This is a genomic window from Oceanisphaera profunda, from assembly GCF_002157895.1.
In the GTDB taxonomy this organism is placed as follows: Bacteria; Pseudomonadota; Gammaproteobacteria; order Enterobacterales; family Aeromonadaceae; genus Oceanimonas; species Oceanimonas profunda.
The window spans coordinates 821,212-838,269 of record NZ_CP021377.1; the positions used below are offsets into that span (position 1 = coordinate 821,212).

13 protein-coding genes are annotated in these 17,058 nt (G+C 50.7%); 7 read left to right on the forward strand and 6 right to left on the reverse strand.

What is annotated here, in order from left to right; genetic code table 11:
* Positions 1-23 precede the first annotated feature (23 nt).
* The 5 genes from CBP31_RS03605 to CBP31_RS03625 all read left to right on the forward strand — a co-directional run bounded on the left by CBP31_RS03605 (position 24) and on the right by CBP31_RS03625 (position 5,484).
* On the forward strand, positions 24-428 hold the full coding sequence (locus CBP31_RS03605; protein ID WP_087034906.1) for a group II truncated hemoglobin: 405 nt from the start codon (positions 24-26) through the stop codon (positions 426-428).
* Between the two features lie 519 nt (positions 429-947).
* On the forward strand, positions 948-2,054 hold the full coding sequence (gene mnmA, locus CBP31_RS03610; RefSeq protein WP_087034907.1) for a tRNA 2-thiouridine(34) synthase MnmA: 1,107 nt from the start codon (positions 948-950) through the stop codon (positions 2,052-2,054).
* Entirely contained in the window at positions 2,051-2,677 is a 627-nt protein-coding gene (hflD, locus tag CBP31_RS03615; protein ID WP_087034908.1) for a high frequency lysogenization protein HflD, read from the forward strand. The genes mnmA and hflD overlap by 4 nt, the downstream gene beginning before the upstream one ends.
* A 62-nt stretch (positions 2,678-2,739) precedes the next feature.
* Positions 2,740-4,107: an adenylosuccinate lyase gene (purB, locus tag CBP31_RS03620; protein WP_087034909.1), complete on the forward strand. Its 1,368-nt coding sequence runs from the start codon at positions 2,740-2,742 to the stop codon at positions 4,105-4,107.
* 231 nt (positions 4,108-4,338) lie between these two features.
* Positions 4,339-5,484: a ribosomal protein uL16 3-hydroxylase gene (locus tag CBP31_RS03625; protein ID WP_087034910.1), complete on the forward strand. Its 1,146-nt coding sequence runs from the start codon at positions 4,339-4,341 to the stop codon at positions 5,482-5,484.
* A gap of 251 nt (positions 5,485-5,735) precedes the next feature.
* Here the strand turns inward: CBP31_RS03625 and CBP31_RS03635 are convergent, their stop codons facing one another.
* Entirely contained in the window at positions 5,736-6,230 is a 495-nt protein-coding gene (locus CBP31_RS03635; protein ID WP_087034912.1) for a GNAT family N-acetyltransferase, read from the reverse strand.
* Between the two features lie 489 nt (positions 6,231-6,719).
* Complete coding sequence (pdxH, locus tag CBP31_RS03640) at positions 6,720-7,355, reverse strand: pyridoxamine 5'-phosphate oxidase (protein WP_087034913.1); 636 nt, start codon at positions 7,353-7,355, stop codon at positions 6,720-6,722.
* A 169-nt stretch (positions 7,356-7,524) separates the two neighbouring features.
* Here pdxH and CBP31_RS03645 point away from each other — a divergent pair, with 169 nt between their 5' ends.
* Positions 7,525-7,779 carry a YfhL family 4Fe-4S dicluster ferredoxin gene (locus CBP31_RS03645; RefSeq protein ID WP_087034914.1) on the forward strand — a complete coding sequence of 85 codons (255 nt, stop codon included), beginning with the start codon at positions 7,525-7,527 and terminating at the stop codon, positions 7,777-7,779.
* Between the two features lie 302 nt (positions 7,780-8,081).
* Here CBP31_RS03645 and CBP31_RS03650 read toward each other — a convergent pair whose 3' ends face one another.
* Positions 8,082-9,260 (reverse strand): MFS transporter, encoded by a 1,179-nt coding sequence (locus tag CBP31_RS03650; RefSeq protein ID WP_087034915.1) that lies wholly within the window; start codon positions 9,258-9,260, stop codon positions 8,082-8,084.
* A 356-nt stretch (positions 9,261-9,616) separates the two neighbouring features.
* On the opposite strand from CBP31_RS03650, the gene suhB reads away from it, so the two are divergent.
* Positions 9,617-10,420: an inositol-1-monophosphatase gene (gene suhB / locus CBP31_RS03655; protein ID WP_087034916.1), complete on the forward strand. Its 804-nt coding sequence runs from the start codon at positions 9,617-9,619 to the stop codon at positions 10,418-10,420.
* Positions 10,421-11,014: 594 nt separating this feature from the next.
* Here the strand turns inward: suhB and CBP31_RS03660 are convergent.
* The 3 genes from CBP31_RS03660 to ydiJ all read right to left on the reverse strand — a co-directional run bounded on the left by CBP31_RS03660 (position 11,015) and on the right by ydiJ (position 17,040).
* Positions 11,015-12,796 (reverse strand): DEAD/DEAH box helicase, encoded by a 1,782-nt coding sequence (locus CBP31_RS03660; RefSeq protein WP_087034917.1) that lies wholly within the window; start codon positions 12,794-12,796, stop codon positions 11,015-11,017.
* Between the two features lie 702 nt (positions 12,797-13,498).
* On the reverse strand, positions 13,499-13,738 hold the full coding sequence (locus CBP31_RS03665) for a GlsB/YeaQ/YmgE family stress response membrane protein (protein WP_087034918.1): 240 nt from the start codon (positions 13,736-13,738) through the stop codon (positions 13,499-13,501).
* A 245-nt stretch (positions 13,739-13,983) separates the two neighbouring features.
* Positions 13,984-17,040 (reverse strand): D-2-hydroxyglutarate dehydrogenase YdiJ, encoded by a 3,057-nt coding sequence (gene ydiJ / locus CBP31_RS03670; protein ID WP_087034919.1) that lies wholly within the window; start codon positions 17,038-17,040, stop codon positions 13,984-13,986.
* Positions 17,041-17,058 lie beyond the last annotated feature (18 nt).

Genomic DNA, 17,058 nt, shown 5'->3' on the forward strand with positions numbered 1-17,058 from the left:
TCGCATAGAAAAAGAGCACCATCATGAACAATTTACCCCTTTATGGCCAAGGCGACAGCTCGCTGCAAGCCGCCGGTGGTTTTGCCGGTTTACAAAAACTGGCGGCAGATTTTTATCAGGCCATGAACACCCGTGCCGATGCGGCCATTATTCGTGCCATGCACCCAGCAGATTTATCTGATAGCACCGATAAGCTGGCGCGCTTTTTAACCGGCTGGCTGGGAGGTCCTTCTTTATACCGTGAAAAATACGGGCCCATTAGCATACCGCGTGCCCATGCTCACTTAGCAATTGGCCCCAATGAGCGTGATGCATGGCTGGCATGCATGAATGAGGCGCTCACTAAACAAGACTATGCAACCGAGTTTAACGCCTATTTGTTACGCGCCTTAAGCGTACCCGCCGAGCGTTGCCGGACCCGAGATTGAAGCCTTAACGGCAGCGGTTAGCTGTCAGTTAAACAAAGGGCCAAAGCGGTGCCGAGCGATACCAAGAGCCATGCTTATCTTTAGGCCGTCTTCCTGACGCACGTCAGGATCTCGCTTTAAGCCTTTAAATATAAAAACAAGATCCTGAAACAAGTTCAGGATGACGGCCAAGAGCGATGTTTTGGTTTAGCTCGGCGCTAAGCGCCTGAAACTGTCACTTTAGCGTCTTCCTGACGCACGTCAGGATCTCGTTTTAAGCCTTTACACATAAAAACGAGATCCGGTCGCCGTCATGCCGTGCCACGACACGGTATCAGGATGACGGCTGAAGGCGATTTTTTGGTTTAGGTGCCGTCTCTTTGGTAAAGAGGACTTCGGCACAGTTTCGTTTCAGCAAACTTTTGCTACGCAAAACTCTCACACAGATAATCAAAGCCAATCTATTCGTCGGATGGCCTCCCGCTGGCGGCCTTTGTCTGTTAAAATGTGAGCCGTTTTGCAACCAGGTGACGGCGAGTAATGAGCGATAACAGTCAGTTAAAAGTGATTGTCGGCATGTCCGGCGGTGTGGATTCTTCAGTATCGGCCTATTTGCTGCAACAGCAGGGTTATCAGGTGGAAGGCCTGTTTATGAAAAACTGGGAAGAAGACGACACTGACGAGTTTTGCTCTGCCGCCGAAGACTTGCACGATGCACAAGCGGTGTGCGATAAGCTCGGCATGACGCTCCACACCATCAACTTTGCGTCCGAGTATTGGGACAATGTATTCGAGCACTTTTTAGCGGAATACAAAGCCGGCCGTACGCCTAATCCCGATATCTTGTGCAATAAAGAAATCAAATTTAAAGCCTTCCTCGAATTTGCAGCCGAAGACTTAGGTGCCGACTTTATTGCCACCGGCCATTACGTGCGCCGCACCTTTGACGAGCAGCCTAAATTGCTGCGCGGTCTCGATGGCAACAAAGACCAAAGCTACTTCTTATATACCTTAAGCTCGGCCCAAGTGGCCAAGAGCCTGTTCCCGGTCGGTGAGATTGAAAAGCCGGAAGTGCGCCGCATCGCCGAGCAGCTGGAATTAGTCACCGCTAAGAAGAAAGACTCCACCGGTATCTGTTTTATTGGCGAGCGTAAATTTACCGACTTTCTCGCCCAGTATTTACCGGCCCAACCAGGTGAAATTGAAACCGTAGACGGCAAAGTGATTGGCCAGCATCAAGGCTTGATGTATCACACCTTGGGCCAGCGCAAAGGCTTAGGCATTGGTGGCTTAAAAAATGCCAGTGATGACCCTTGGTATGTGGTAGATAAAGAGCTGGAGCGCAACGTGCTGGTGGTGGCTCAAGGCGATCATCCACGTTTGTACTCTAAAGGGCTGATTGCTCGCCAGTTACACTGGGTGGATCGCACACCACTGACCGCACCGGTGCGTTGCACGGTGAAAACGCGCTACCGCCAAACCGATATTGCTTGTCTTATCGAGCCCCTCGATGATGAAACAATCAGAGTGACCTTCGATGAGCCACAAGCGGCCGTCACCCCCGGCCAGTCGGCAGTATTTTATGCAGATGAAATCTGCTTAGGCGGCGGCATCATTGAAAGCCGCTTTAATGAGGAGTCCGCATGAGCCATAACCTTGAAAACCAAGTACTGGCCTTTGCCGGTATTTGCCAAGCGGCCAGTCTAGTACAGCAAGTAGCACGCCAAGGCACTATCAAAGATAAAGACCAGCTGAGCGCTACCTTAAACAGTATTTTAATGACAGACGCGGATCAAACCGCCGATATTTATGGCGGCAAGGCGCAGCTGGCACTGGGCTATCAAACCATTATCGATCAGTTGGGCAGCAACGAAGGCCGTAAGAACGCCGAGCTCACTCGTTATCTGGTCGGCACTGTGGCCCTAGAGCGCAAATTGGCTAAACGCCGTGACTTAATGGCCATGCTGGGTGAGCGCATCAATCAGGTGAAACGCCAGCGCCACCACTTTGAGTTACTCGACGAGCAAGTGCTGGCCAATCTTGCCAGCATTTATAGTGATATCGTCAGCCCCATAGGGCCGCGCATTCAAGTGGCCGGCGAGCCCAATTTTCTCCAGCAACCCTTGGTACAGCATCAAATTCGCGCCCTATTATTGGCCGGTATTCGCAGCGCCGTACTGTGGCGCCAGCTCGGTGGCCAACGCCGCCAAATTTTGTTTTCGCGCAAACGTCTTGTGACCCAAGCCCAAGCGGCCTTGCGCGAAATATAATGCTTTAGCTCTACCCACCCTATTATTTACCTTAAATCCCCCTTGTTTAGGAGTTGTTGTTCATGGAATTGTCAGCATTAACGGCTATTTCTCCGGTTGATGGCCGTTACGGCAGTAGAACCTCGGAGCTGCGCACTATTTTTTCTGAATTTGGTTTATTACGCTTTCGCGTAGAAGTGGAAGTGCGCTGGCTGCAGGCGCTCGCCGCTAATACAGACATTGCCGAAGTGCCTGCGTTGTCCGCACAAGCCAATGCCCTGCTCGATGGCATAGTCGCTAATTTCAACGAAGCCGACGGCCAACGCATCAAGGACATAGAGCGCACCACTAACCACGACGTGAAAGCCGTAGAATACTTTTTAAAAGAAAAAGTAGAAGTGCTGCCTGAACTGGCCGCGGTCAGTGAATTTATTCACTTTGCCTGCACCAGTGAAGACATTAACAACAACGCCCACGCCCTTATGCTTAAGAACGGCCGCGACCAAGTATTGGTGCCGTATTGCCAGCAACTGATCGATGCCATTAAGCAATTAGCTACCCGCTATCGCGATGTGCCCATGCTGAGCCGCACCCACGGTCAACCTGCTTCACCCACCACCTTGGGTAAAGAAATGGCCAACGTGGTGTATCGTTTAGAGCGCCAACTCAAGCAGATTAAAGCCGTAGAAATGCTGGCCAAAATTAACGGTGCCGTCGGTAACTACAACGCACACCTGTCGGCGTATCCAGAAATCGATTGGCATGACTTTGCCGAGCGCTTTGTCACCGGTTTAGGCTTGGATTTTAACCCCTACACCACCCAGATTGAGCCGCACGACTACATTGCCGAGCTGTTCGATGCTATCGCGCGCTTTAACACCATAGTGTTGGACTTTGACCGCGATATTTGGGGTTACATCTCCATTGGTTACTTTAAGCAGCGCACCGTGGAAGGCGAAATTGGCTCCAGCACCATGCCGCATAAAGTAAACCCTATCGACTTTGAAAACTCCGAGGGTAACTTAGGTCTGGCCAACGCCATTTTCAATCACTTGGCCGTTAAGTTGCCAGTATCACGCTGGCAGCGTGATTTAACTGACAGCACAGTGTTGCGTAACTTAGGCGTAGCCGTGGGCTATTCATTGATTGCCTATCAGGCCACCTTGAAAGGCATCAGCAAGCTGGAAGCCAACCCTGCCATATTGGCCGCCGATTTGGATCAAAACTGGGAAGTATTAGCAGAGCCCATCCAAACCGTAATGCGCCGCTACGGCATCGAAAAGCCTTACGAGAAGCTCAAAGAGCTGACCCGCGGCAAGCGCGTGAATGCCGAAGGCATGCACACCTTTATCGATACCCTAGAATTGCCAGAGTCCGTTAAAGCGCAGTTGAAGCTATTAACCCCTGCCAACTACATCGGCAGCGCCATAGAGCTGACAGATAAGCTGTAAAAACAGCGCCAGGCGCCTAGCACCAAGCGCCTAGCTAAAAAACACCGAGCCTTTAAAAGCTCGGTGTTTTTATTCATACACCAAACCTACAGAACAATGCTGTTTATCTTTAAGCTGGGCGCTAGGCGCTTAGTGCTCGGCGCTGTATTTCCCCAAATCTATCAATCTCGGCTACGCCTTGGCATAATAGCTGGCTATTCTTACCTTACTCCCCCTTAATGACAGGTTGCCATGCAGAGCGCACTCAAACTCGATATCACGGATTTTTTGGCTCACTACTGGCAAAAGAAGCCACTGCTGATCAAAGCAGGATTTGCTCAGTTTGAGGATCCTCTTAGCCCAGATGAATTAGCCGGACTCGCCTTAGAACCACAGGTTGAAGCGCGCCGCGTGTGGCGTGCCGACGATCGCTGGCATGCAGAGAGCGGCCCCTTCGACAACTATGATCATTTAGGCGAAACCGATTGGACCTTATTGGTTCAGGCGGTGAACCAATGGCACCCAGACGTGCAAGAATTGGCGGATGCGTTTCGCTTTATCCCAGGTTGGCGCTTTGATGATGTGATGGTGAGCTTTTCCACACCCGGCGGCGGTGTGGGCCCCCATATCGACCAATACGGCGTGTTCATTATTCAGGGCTCCGGCAGCCGTCGCTGGCGGGTAGGTTTACCGCAAAGCTTGGAGCAGTTTGCCGCCAACGGCGCATTGCGCCACTGCGAAGACTTTGTGGCCGAGATAGACGAAGTGCTAACCCCAGGGGATGTGCTTTATATTCCGCCGGGCTGCCCCCATGAAGGCTATGCCGAAACGCCAGCGCTCAACTATTCGGTAGGCTTTCGTGCCCCGGATGCGCGGGATTTAATCTCGGGCTTTGCGGATCATATGCTGGCTCATGAGACCGACAGCCGTCGCTTTGATGATGTGGGCATGACTGCTGCCATCGCACACGGGCGCATTGAGCCTGAGGTGTTGGACCAAGTAAAAAATCTGATGACGGAGTTATTAGCTGATCCTGCGCGCTTGGCGAACTGGTTTGGCCAAATGACCTCAGAAGCTAAGCACGACTTGGATCTTGAGCCTGCAGAGCCAGCTTATAGTCTGGAAGAATTAGTATTGCGTTTGGATCACGGCGATTATTTGTATCGTTTAGCCGGCGCGCGCTGCTTTTACATAGCCGATGAAACTGCCGTGTTTTACCTAGACGGTGAGCGTTACCAACTGGCTGAGCCAGACGTAGCAGCCATTGCCCTGCTCTGCGACCAATCGCGCATTCACGGCCCACAAATCGCCTGCCTAGCTCATCCCCAAGCACTGCTGGAAGTACTGCTACCCTTGGTCAATCAAGGTTATTGGTATTTTGAAGAAGACGAAGAATAAAAAGCGCCGAGCGCCAAGCACCAAGCACCAAGCGTCTAGTCTAAGTGAAAAAGCCCCAGAACAGCTGTTCTGGGGCTTTTTATTGGTCATGCTGAACTTGATTCAGTATCAGCATGACGGCCCCGGTATCTCGCTCTTATCTTTAAAACTCCAACTCCAGATCCTGACTTTCGTCAGGATGACGGCAAAGACAAAACACCGAATCAACAGGTTCGGTGTTTTGTACTCTTCACGTTTTACACTTCATATTCTTATCCAAACGCAGGATGATAAGTGACTCGACCTTTAGCCACAGGCGGCTTAAACGCCATGGCCAGCAAGATTTCGCCGGTGCTGGCGGCCTCCGATTTAAGGCTGAGGCCAAGATCCTGCGCGGGCTTAAAACCAAAGCGGCCATAAAATTCAGGATCACCTAATAGCACCACGCCCGCCCAATCTAACTCATTGGCGCAATCCAGCGCGGCGATAATCAAGGCACTGGCTATCCCTTGGCGCTGACACTCAGGCCACACGCTAATGGGAGCTAATGCCAGCCAGCCGGTGTCTTCACCTTCGATCAATATCGGGCTCATTAACAGATGGCCAATAATGGCGTCTTCGTATTCGGCCACTTGGCTCATGCTAATGGCGCCCTGCTCGCGCAGTGCCCACACTAAGTCGCCTTCTTGCTCGCGGCCAAAGGCGGCACACACCAGCTCATCTATCTCGTCACCGTCACCGGGTCGTTCGGTTCTGCAGATCAGCATAAATTACCTTTAAAAATTTATTCGCCACACTCTTAGTGCTGAATGTTGAATGAAAAACATAGCGCCCAGCTAACAAGGGACTAAAGATTTTTTTGCAACGGAAGAACGCGGAACCAACGGAAAAATTAAGATGGGATAAGTGCGACAAGAGCCAACATATTTAATGGTAAGAGCTCCCCTCGTTCAGGCTAGGGCTTTGGCTTTGGCTCTTACCATTAATATTCTTATCTTAGTTTTGGCTCTTTCAAATTTGATCACTACTATTCTGTCGGTTTCGCGGATTCCGTTGCAAATAGGTTTTAGTCACTAAGATCTACAGCAAGATCCTGAAACGAGTTCAGGATGACGGCCTAAACATCAACACAGCCCTTTGATGGTTGGCTGTTTGGCTCCTACCTCCAAAGCTTTTATCTTAGCTTTGGCTCTTTCAGATTTGATCACTATTTTTCCGATCTTTGTCCGTGGCTTCCGTTGCAAAAATATTTATTTTTAAGGCGCTAAGCGGTCGATCGACCAACCCGACTCTTGGCGCTGGTATAAGAAACGGTCATGCAGACGATTAGCACCGCCCTGCCAAAACTCAACTGAGTCAAACTTCACTCTAAAGCCACCCCAAAAGCTCGGCAGCGGCACTTCGCCTTTGGCAAACTTTTGCTTCATTTCCAAAAACTTACCTTCCAGTACGCCACGGGCCGAGATACGGGCGGATTGATGGGACACCCAAGCGCCTATCTGGCTGTCTTTGGGGCGACTGCTAAAGTACTTCATGACTTCTAGCGCCGACAAACGCTCTACCTGACCGGTAACGTGCACTTGACGTTCGAGAATATGCCAAGGAAAGAGCAGGCTAATGCGGGGGTTATTGGCCAATTGGCTGGCCTTACGGCTGCCCATATTGGTGTAAAATACGAAGCCTTTTTCATCCAAGTGCTTGAGTAATACGATGCGCTGATATGGCTGACCCTGTTCGTCGACCGTGCCCACCACCATGGCGGTAGGATCCATCAAGTCTGCCTGCACCGCTTGCTGCATCCAAGTTTCAAACAAAGACAAAGGGTTGTCCGGCAAGTTGTTACGACGCAAGCCGCCTTGCAGATATTCACGCCGATAGTTAGCCAGTTCCATAGATAAGTCTCATCAGGGAGGGATAACATATTGTGCTCGGCCAAGCTGGCATTGGCAAGGCAAGCCCGCTCTGACTGAGACCACAAAACCGACGATTGGCGCTATTAAAGCCGAGAAAATGCTATGCTGTGCTCGATATTTTTAAGTCTGTAAGCGAGTGGTAAAGGGCATGGCATTATTAATCGAAGATTCTTGCATCAACTGCGACATGTGCGAACCCGAATGCCCTAACGGTGCTATTAGTTATGGCGCAGAAATCTATGAGATAGAGCCAGACCTGTGTACCGAATGTGTGGGCCATTACGATAAACCGACCTGCATCAGCGTATGTCCTATCGACTGCATTATTATCGACCCTAAGCACACTGAGAGCCAAGAGCAGCTGTGGGACAAGTTTGTTGTCTTACATCATGCCAACGACTAAGTGCCCCTGGCTAATAAGCTTACCTGATTACGTATGAACCTCAGCCATAATGCACCCTGTTTCGGTTTGTTCTTTGTAGCTGCCCAATTTATTCGGCAGGCCAGCTCTGCTGGCTGTTACTGAGGTTTAGATTTAAACCAAAACACCAAACCGGGCCGAATAAATTGGCCCCTACAAGGTCAAAATACCAAACTGGGCCTAATATTCTTTACCGAAGAGGCGGCACCTACCTGTGACCCATTGAATTAATTAATGATTAGTTCTCTGAAAAATGGCTGAGCTTTGTGGGTAATCAGGTAAGCCTACAGACCCGGCTCTGGCAGTGCGTGATGAGCGGGCAGCAATAGCCATAGGGTAAGGCCGGCAAACGCCAGTAGTAGGCCTCCCAAGACGCTTTGATTCATTTGCGGTAAGCCGCCCTGCACTAGCAAAAACACGCCTCCGCCTAAATTAGAGCAACCGCCGAGTAGCGCGCCGGCGCTACCACTGTGGCGGGCAAAAGGCTCTACCGCCGCCGAGGTCGCCACCGGAAACAATAAACCGGCACCAGCAAAATATAGACCCCCACCCAGCACTAAGCCCACCAAGCTCAATTCAGCTTCAAACGCCGACACCAGTATCACTCCCGCCCCCAACAATAAGCTTATGGTGGCTACCCACTGTAACCGAGCCACAGACCAGCGGCCGGCGGTTATCGCCGCCAGCATAGCGCCGGCAAAATACAATGGGAGCGGCAGAATAAACAGCACGCTGAGCTCACGACTGGTTAAAGTGGCGTGTTGGCTGGCCACCACCGCAAACTCAGCTTCATATAAAATCACCCCCGCAAAAGCCGCCATTAACATGCCCAGCTGTCGACAAAAAGCATGACTGTGTAAGACGTGTAAATAGGCGGGCAAGATGGATTGTTGATGACGGCGCTCAACGGGTAAGGTTTCTTTAAAGCAGTAGAAAATGATCACCGTGCAGCTTAACCCCAGTAGCAGCAAAAACAGATACATAGACTGCCAGCCAAAGTGCTGGTTAAGGTAGCCACCAAGCAAGGGTGCAAGCAGTGGTGCCAGCATAATGCCCATCGACACATAGCCGTTGTAGCGCACTAGGGCTGTGCCTTCGAATTTATCGCGCATTAGGCTACGGCATAAGCTGCCCGCCGCCGCCGTGCCTGCGCCTTGAATAAAGCTGCCCACTAATAACATGGGGTAGCTCGGCCACAGCACAATTAAACCTGAGCCCAGCACATAAATACTCAAACCCACCAGTAACACCGGACGGCGGCCTAAGCGGTCCGACAGGGGCCCGTAAATAAACTGAAACAAGCCGTAAGGGATCAGGTAGCAGGCCATCAGCAGCGGCAAGCTATCTTTGGCGACCAAAAGCGCATCCGCCATGTCGGTCATGGCCGGCACATACAAGGTTTGGGTCATTTGACCCGAGGCCACCATTAACACCGTCAACAACACCAAAGACAGGCCCGACATGTCGCGCTCCAAAACAGCCTCAATAGGCAATTATTATAAGGCTAGCATGATAGCGAGCAGTGGCATTAACTAGCAACTGTATTCAGAACGACCTTTTATAATGGCTAGACCTAGTTTTTCTAATCACCTGCATTTGTCATAGACGATGTTTAGCTATCATTTTCTGTTACTGAGATTTTATACGAACAGATTCATGCATAGCGCAGGGTTTCAGGCTTCGTTTCGATGAGTCGTTTGCACTCATTGGGGCGGTGAATTGACGGCTCGGGATCAGATTTAACTCTTGCCTAGTTTTCGTTCACAGGTATAATATGCCGCTCAAATTTCGTTCTTTAACATCAAGTGGGTTCACTCATATGCATCCGATGCTGAATATCGCGATACGCGCTGCGCGTAACGCTGGTCAAGTTATCGTCAAAGGTTTTGCCAATCCTGAGAACATCGAAACTCGTCAAAAAGGCCAGAACGATTTTGTTACTAATTTCGATCTAGACGCAGAAAACGCCGTCGTTAATACCATCCGTAAGTCTTATCCGGAGCACACCATTATTGGTGAAGAATGTGGTGAACTAACCGGCAGCAACCCTGATTATCAGTGGGTTGTTGATGCACTTGATGGCACGACCAACTTCATGAATGGTATTCCTCACTTTGCCGTATCCATTGCGCTACGTGTAAAAGGCCGCACCGAACAAGCCGTAGTTTACGATCCAATTCGTGATGAACTGTTTACCGCCAGCCGCGGCGCCGGTGCTCAGTTGAACGGCTATCGTATTCGTACTGGCAAAGCAAAAGACTTAGCCAACACAGTACTGGTTACCGGTTTTCCTTCTAAGCAAAAACACCACGCCGATGCCTATTTAGGTATGTTTAAAGACCTGTTTGTACAGTGCTCTGACATTCGCCGTGCCGGTGCCCCTAGCTTAGATCTGGTATATGTGGCCGCAGGCCGCGCAGACGGTTACTGGGAACTGGGTTTAAAGCCGTGGGACTTTGCTGCAGGCAGCCTAATTGCCCGTGAAGCCGGTGCCATTGTCACTGACTTCGTAGGTGGCCATAACTTTGAGCGCAGCGGTAACCTAGTGTGTGCGAACCCTAAGGTGTTAAAAATCATGCTCTCTACCATTCGTGAGCACCTGCCTGAGTCATTAGCGCAGTAAGATTTGACCTTAGCACCAAGCAAAATGATAAACGCCGCACTCTCAGAGTGCGGCGTTTTTTTATGGGAGCGGAAAACAACGCTTTACGTCATACGCTGCCCGTTAAAGCTAAACACCGACAACCGCGCCGATATTTAATCTTTAATGTTGAATTTGGACTTGCGAGCGTAGCGAAGCAATCCATGCTACAGCGGCGCGGTACATAACTCTGGATTGCCGCGTTGCTGCACTCCTCGCAATGACCAAGGTTAGGGTTTGGCTCTGGTCTTTTGTAGGTGCAAATTTATTCAGCACGGTTTGGCTTTAGGTTTGAATCTAAACCCATCCAACTACGCTGGCCTGCCAAAGTCCTCTTTACCAAAGAGACGGGCAGCTACACTGTTCAAGCTGGCAACGCTGGATTTGGTGCACAAGCGATATTGCACAGCTATAGCTGTGCCTACAAGAAGCTACTTCCCATCACCCTAATATTATCTTTCCGTGTATTCCGTGGCAAAAATCTCTAGTCTTTCGCTTTTAAACTTCACGCTTCACAAAAAACAAAAAGGCCTGTCATTGCTGACAGGCCTTTTTCATGTTGCTCTTAAGCGGGGATTAGCCGTTTAAGCGCTCAGTACGACGTGGGCTACGTGGCTTGCGGTCGTCGTTTGGACGAAAGCTTGCACGGCGTGGCATAGGGCCACCTTCGTATTTAGCCAAGTTCAACGGACGCTGACACACACGTACGTTTTGCAGTACTTTGTGTACTTCTGCAGTCATGCCTTGTGGCAGGTCTACAGTCGAGAAGTCATCGTGGATTTGGATTTGACCAATAAAGCGTGACTCAAGATCTGCTTCGTTAGCAATCGCACCTACCAAGTGACCTGGCTTAACACCGTGTACACGACCTACGTCTACGCGGAAGGTTTCCATGGCTACTTCGTCACGGCCTGAGCGTGGTGCACGTGGAGCGCGCTCACCACGGTCGCTGCGGTCATTACGATCGTTGCGGTCACGGCTTTCACGTACTTCTGGGCGACGAGCGGCTTGCGGGCGGTCTTCCATAAACAATGGACGGTCGCCTTGCAGTAAGCGCGCTAAACCAGCGGCTAACTGTGAGCTATCGATGCCTTCTTCTTCTAAAGACTCAATCATTTCTACGAACGGTGCCAGAGATTTCTCATCGGCTTCTACACTAACACGCAGGCTAGTTTTGAAACGCTCGGCACGGATCTTGTTGATCTCGTCAGCAGACGGCATCTGCATTTCTTCGATTGGTTGGCGAGTATGACGCTCAAGGTTGAACAGGCTGCGCTTTTCACGACCCGTAACAAACAAGATTGCATCACCTTCGCGGCCAGCACGACCGGTACGACCAATACGGTGTACGTATGATTCGTTGTCGTGAGGCATATCGAAGTTTACTACGTGACTGATACGCTCAACGTCCAGACCACGAGCAACTACGTCGGTAGCTACCAAGATGTTCAAGCGACCGTTCTTGAGGCGCTCAATCACTTTTTCACGCAATTTCTGCGGAATATCACCGTGCAAGGCTTCACAAGCGTGACCTTCGCGGCTCATCATCTCGGCCAGATCTTCAGCGTCTTTACGAGTACGTACGAATACCAGCATGGCATCCATTTTTTCGGTTTCTACCAAACGGCACAAACCTTCATGTTTGTTCATACCACGTACAAACCAGTAACGCTGTTTGATGCTGGAGTTAGTACGGGTTTTGTTCTCGATGCGCACTTCTTTAGGGTTGTTCAGGTATTTCTGAGCAACGCGCTGGATAACCGGCGGCATAGTAGCTGAGAACAGAGCAATCTGGCGAGTAGCTGGAGTTTGTTCCAAAATCCATTCTACGTCGTCGATAAAGCCCATGCGCAACATCTCATCGGCCTCATCCAGCACTAATGCTTTCAGATTATCCAATTTCAGAGTGCCACGACGCATGTGGTCCATTACGCGACCTGGAGTACCAACCACGATATCAACACCACGCTTCAATGAGCGAATTTGAGTGTCGTACGCTTGGCCACCATAGATGGACATAATGCGGATGTCTTTGCGGTATTTGGCATAGCCTTCAAACGACTCGGCAACCTGGATAGCCAGTTCGCGAGTAGGTGCTAATACCAATACTTGAGGAGTGTTGTTACCACCGGTAATGGTGCTCAACAGCGGCAGTGCGAACGCAGCTGTTTTACCAGTACCAGTTTGTGCCAAGCCTAAAACGTCACGGCCTTCAAGCAAAGTAGGAATGGCGGCAGCCTGAATAGCAGAAGGCGTCACATAACCGGCATCGGTCAGTGCTTGTAAGATTTCAGGAGCCAGACCTAATTCAGTAAAGGCAGGGGCATTTTCAGCAAGTACAAGTGTAGAATTTGTCATTTAACAGTTCCGAATAAATAGAATGTCGGCGGACTGATACAATAGGGCCAAGGACAACCTATTCTCACCAAGGTGAGGGTTTCCTTTACAGAGTGTGTTTAACACTAAGATTCACAAGGCTAATCTGGCCATTTTTGTCTCAACACCGCCATGGTAACGAGCCGACTAATGCCGGTGCGTCTTTCTCATCATGGATGTCGATCTGCCAGACTTGTGTCGTCGCGCCCAATGGAGGGGACGGGCAACCCGAAAAGGGTCGCGTCGTTTGGCGCGGACGTGATGCGTTATGTTCCTAAAAAACGCAATATAACCCGCTTCAACGCACATACTTTGGCAGCTACATAAACCCAGGGTCTTAACGAATTCAACATTAAATGTATTTAAACACTTAGTCGAATCGCCATGTAGCATGCCGAATAGGCGGGTTATAACGATATAAAGCACTATTTCTCTGCTTGAATATCGTGACCCACATCACAAAAGGTCATGCCCAACTGGGCTGAGGGCGCATTCTCTGTTAATTGACAGTGAATGTCCAGTATTATTTTGAAAAGAGGAGTGAAAGCGCCCAGCGCCGAGCTCCCTGCGCCAAGCTAAAAATCAGACCAACTAACATCGGCGCACTGTTTCATCTAACCACAGTGTTATCTAACCAACTTCAGTACCCGCTCTTTGTTAAGCTTGGTGCTGGGCGCTTATCTTTTACTTTTTAATCTTGCGGGCTATATAGAGCAGTAATGCCGCACCTATGGTCGATATCACCAGTGAGCCAATTATGCCCGTGGATGCAAGTCCGAGCAGGCGAAATACAATGGCACCGAAAAAGCCGCCCACGACACCTAGCAGAATATTACCCACTACGCCAAAACCGCGGCCTTTCATCAGGTTGCCGGCAATCCAACCGGCTAAACCACCGATAATTAAATTTAAAATAATTCCCATGTTGTTTCCTTAATTGATTTAGTAGCGCTAGGCGCCCTGCACCCAGCGCCTAGTTGAATGAAAAACATCGTCTTTTATTGACCTTCGCACTATGCCGTCATACTGGGCTTGCCCCCAGTATCTCGCTGTTAGTTTTAGAACCTAAATAGAGATCCTGACTTTCGTCAGGATGACGGCAAAAATAAAAACCACGCACTTTGTTAAGCTTGGCGCTTGGCGCTATAACTTATTTAAGTAGCCTCAACTTATTTCAGCAACCCCAACAATGCCTGCACTGGATGTTGAATGCCCTGCCCTTCGATGCGTTTTACTTGGGCACGGCAAGAAAAACCGGTGGCCAAACAGCGATCGTTGGGTCGTTTGCGCAGCGGCTCAGCCCAGCTCATGGTGTATAACTGTTTAGAGCCGTCTAGGTGCTCGCGCTCATGACCATAAGTACCGGCCATGCCGCAACAGCCAACTGGCACTGCTTCAAGCTTGGCGCCCAAGTGCGCAAATATACCCGCCCAGTCTTGATGCGTGGTGGGCTTGGCGGTTTTTTCGGTGCAATGGGCAAATAAATACCAAGACTCGCCGGCTATGTCTTGGGCTGGAAGGGTCGGCAATTGTTGCAATAACCATTCTTGGGGCAATAACACTTCAAAATCGCCGCGGGCTGCGCCCAAAATTGTTTTATATTCATCGCGATAGCAGAGTACGAGGGACGGATCCACGCCCATCATAGGAATGCCAAGGCGTGCCAAATGATTTAAGAATTGGGCACTGTCGGCAGCCATATGGGCAAAACGACGTAAAAAGCCTTTTACGTGGGCCGGTTTACCGTTGGGTTTAAAGGGCAACACCACCGGATTAAAGCCTAAGCGGCGGGCTAACTGCACCAAATCAAACACCACGTTAGCATCATAAAATGAGGTGAACGGGTCTTGGACGATTAACACCGTCTTGGCTTTTTGCTCAGGGCTTAAGCGCTCCAGCTCGTTTAAGTCAAACGGCGTGTTAGCGCCATCCGCCAATAACTTGGTCAGGCTCGGCTGGCTCACTAATGGCATATCAACCATGCCTAATAACGAGCTGGCACTGGCTTTCACCAGCTTATTGTTCATCAGCGGGTTAATTAAGCCCGGCACTTTAGCCATCCACGGCGTGTACGACTCCACGAACGAGACTAAATAATCCTTGGGTGGGCGCTGATAACGCTGATGATACAGCTGTAAGAAACGGGCACGGAACGTCGGCACGTCTACCTTAACGGGGCACTGGCTGGAGCAGGCTTTACAAGCCAAGCACCCGTCCATGGCTTCTTTTACTTCATGAGAAAAGTCGTATTCGCCGCGCTGCTTTTGCCACGTAAACTTAACGCGCTCTACTAAGCCTTTGACGCTGGTGCGCCCAGTCATAATCGCTGCTTCTTCCGCCATGGGATCGAAGCCTTGAGCCGAAAGTTGGCGCAGCCATTCACGCACTAATCCGGCGCGACCTTTGGGCGAGTGACGGCGATCGGAGGTGAGCTTCATCGACGGGCACATGGGTGAGTTCACATCAAAGTCGAAGCACAAGCCATTGCCGTTACAATCCATGGCGGGGGTGTAGCTGTCACGCACATGAATGGGGATTTGGCGATCATAAAAGCCGCGCTTAGTGGCATCCACCGACACTAATTGGTCTAGGCTGTCGAGCGGCGTACAAATCTTGCCCGGATTTAAGCGGTTAAAGGGGTCAAATGCCGACTTAATACGGCGCAGCTCGGTAAACAACACTTCACCAAAAAAGGTCGGGCTGTATTCAGAACGAAAGCCTTTGCCGTGCTCGCCCCACATTAAGCCGCCGTATTTGGCGGTTAAAGCGTTCACCTTATCTGAGATTTTGCGCAAGGTGACTTCTTGGGCAGGATCCGTCATGTCCAGTGCCGGTCGTACGTGCAGCACGCCGGCATCTACGTGGCCAAACATGCCGTATTGCAGCTGATTAGCATCCAGCAGTGCACGAAACTCGACGATATAATCCGCCAAGTTTTCCGGTGGTACAGCGGTATCTTCGACGAAGGCAATCGGCTTTTGCCGGCCTTTGGTATTACCCAGCAAGCCCACGGCTTTTTTGCGCATTGCATAAATGCGATTAAGTGAGGCTAAGTCGTCACTGACTTGATAGCCGATAATGCCGGCTTCACCGCGCGCCATTATGCCATCAAGCTGGGCACACAGGGCATCGACTTTTTCGCGCTGGGAATCGGGGTCATGATCCGCATATTCGACCATATTTAGGCCGTCCATCACCTTGCCGGGCACGTCTTGAATCAAGTCGCTTACCGAGTGCCAAATGATGTCTTCGCGCGCCAGCCCCAGCACTTTAGAGTCAACGGTTTCTACCGATAGCGCTTTGGCTTTCACCATCAAGGGCGCATTGCGCAGCGCCGACAAGAAGCTGTCGTATTTGACGTTGACCAAGGTGCGATACGGCGGGATCGGCGTGAGATCCAGCCAAGCTTCGGCGATAAAGGCCAGTGAGCCCTCACTGCCACACAAGATGCGGGTCAAATCCAGGGTATGGCTGGCCTTATGGTACACATGCTTTAAGTCATAACCGGTTAAGAAGCGATTGAGCTTAGGAAAGCGTTTTTCAATCTCGCCCGCATGCTCGGTGACGCTGGTATACACACAGCGATACAGCTCGCCTTCGCGGCTGTCTTCTTCCAGTTTAGCGTCTAATGCCGCCCCGCTCACCGGGCCGGTTTCGATAATGCTGCCGTCCACTAAAACGGCAGTGACGCCCAGTATATGATCGGAGGTTTTACCGTACACCAAAGAGCCTTGGCCCGAGGCATCGGTATTGATCATACCGCCTAAGGTGGCGCGATTACTGGTGGAAAGATCTGGCGAGAAGAATAAATCATGACCCGCGACCAGCTGATTAAGCTTGTCTTTCACGATACCGGTTTGCACCCGTGCCCGTTTGCCGGGCACATCCATGGTGAGCAGCTGATTAAGGTGGCGCGAGCTGTCCACCACTATGGTCTCGGTTAATGACTGGCCGTTAGTGCCGGTGCCGCCGCCCCGGGGGGTAAACTTAATATCTTGAAACGCCGGTTTCGTGCCCAAGCTCAGCAGTAGGCTTAAGTCTTGAACTGAGCGCGGAAACACCACCGCTTGCGGCAACATTTGATAAACGCTGTTATCGGTGGCTACCGCTAGCCGGCTGGCGTAGCTGCGCTCAATGTCACCGCGAAAGCCGCTCTCGGCTAAGGCGTCAAGAAATTCAAAATAGGTGGGAGTTATCTGCGCTTGCAGATCTATCCTTGGGATCATAACGGCCAGTTCCCTGTG

Coding starts and splice junctions, on each gene's coding strand:
- CBP31_RS03605 (WP_087034906.1), top strand. CDS start 24: ATGAACAATTTACCCCTTTATGGCCAAGGCGACAGCTCGCTGCAAGCC.
- mnmA (WP_087034907.1), top strand. CDS start 948: ATGAGCGATAACAGTCAGTTAAAAGTGATTGTCGGCATGTCCGGCGGT.
- hflD (WP_087034908.1), top strand. CDS start 2,051: ATGAGCCATAACCTTGAAAACCAAGTACTGGCCTTTGCCGGTATTTGC.
- purB (WP_087034909.1), top strand. CDS start 2,740: ATGGAATTGTCAGCATTAACGGCTATTTCTCCGGTTGATGGCCGTTAC.
- CBP31_RS03625 (WP_087034910.1), top strand. CDS start 4,339: ATGCAGAGCGCACTCAAACTCGATATCACGGATTTTTTGGCTCACTAC.
- CBP31_RS03635 (WP_087034912.1), bottom strand. CDS start 6,230: ATGCTGATCTGCAGAACCGAACGACCCGGTGACGGTGACGAGATAGAT.
- pdxH (WP_087034913.1), bottom strand. CDS start 7,355: ATGGAACTGGCTAACTATCGGCGTGAATATCTGCAAGGCGGCTTGCGT.
- CBP31_RS03645 (WP_087034914.1), top strand. CDS start 7,525: ATGGCATTATTAATCGAAGATTCTTGCATCAACTGCGACATGTGCGAA.
- CBP31_RS03650 (WP_087034915.1), bottom strand. CDS start 9,260: ATGTCGGGCCTGTCTTTGGTGTTGTTGACGGTGTTAATGGTGGCCTCG.
- suhB (WP_087034916.1), top strand. CDS start 9,617: ATGCATCCGATGCTGAATATCGCGATACGCGCTGCGCGTAACGCTGGT.
- CBP31_RS03660 (WP_087034917.1), bottom strand. CDS start 12,796: ATGACAAATTCTACACTTGTACTTGCTGAAAATGCCCCTGCCTTTACT.
- CBP31_RS03665 (WP_087034918.1), bottom strand. CDS start 13,738: ATGGGAATTATTTTAAATTTAATTATCGGTGGTTTAGCCGGTTGGATT.
- ydiJ (WP_087034919.1), bottom strand. CDS start 17,040: ATGATCCCAAGGATAGATCTGCAAGCGCAGATAACTCCCACCTATTTT.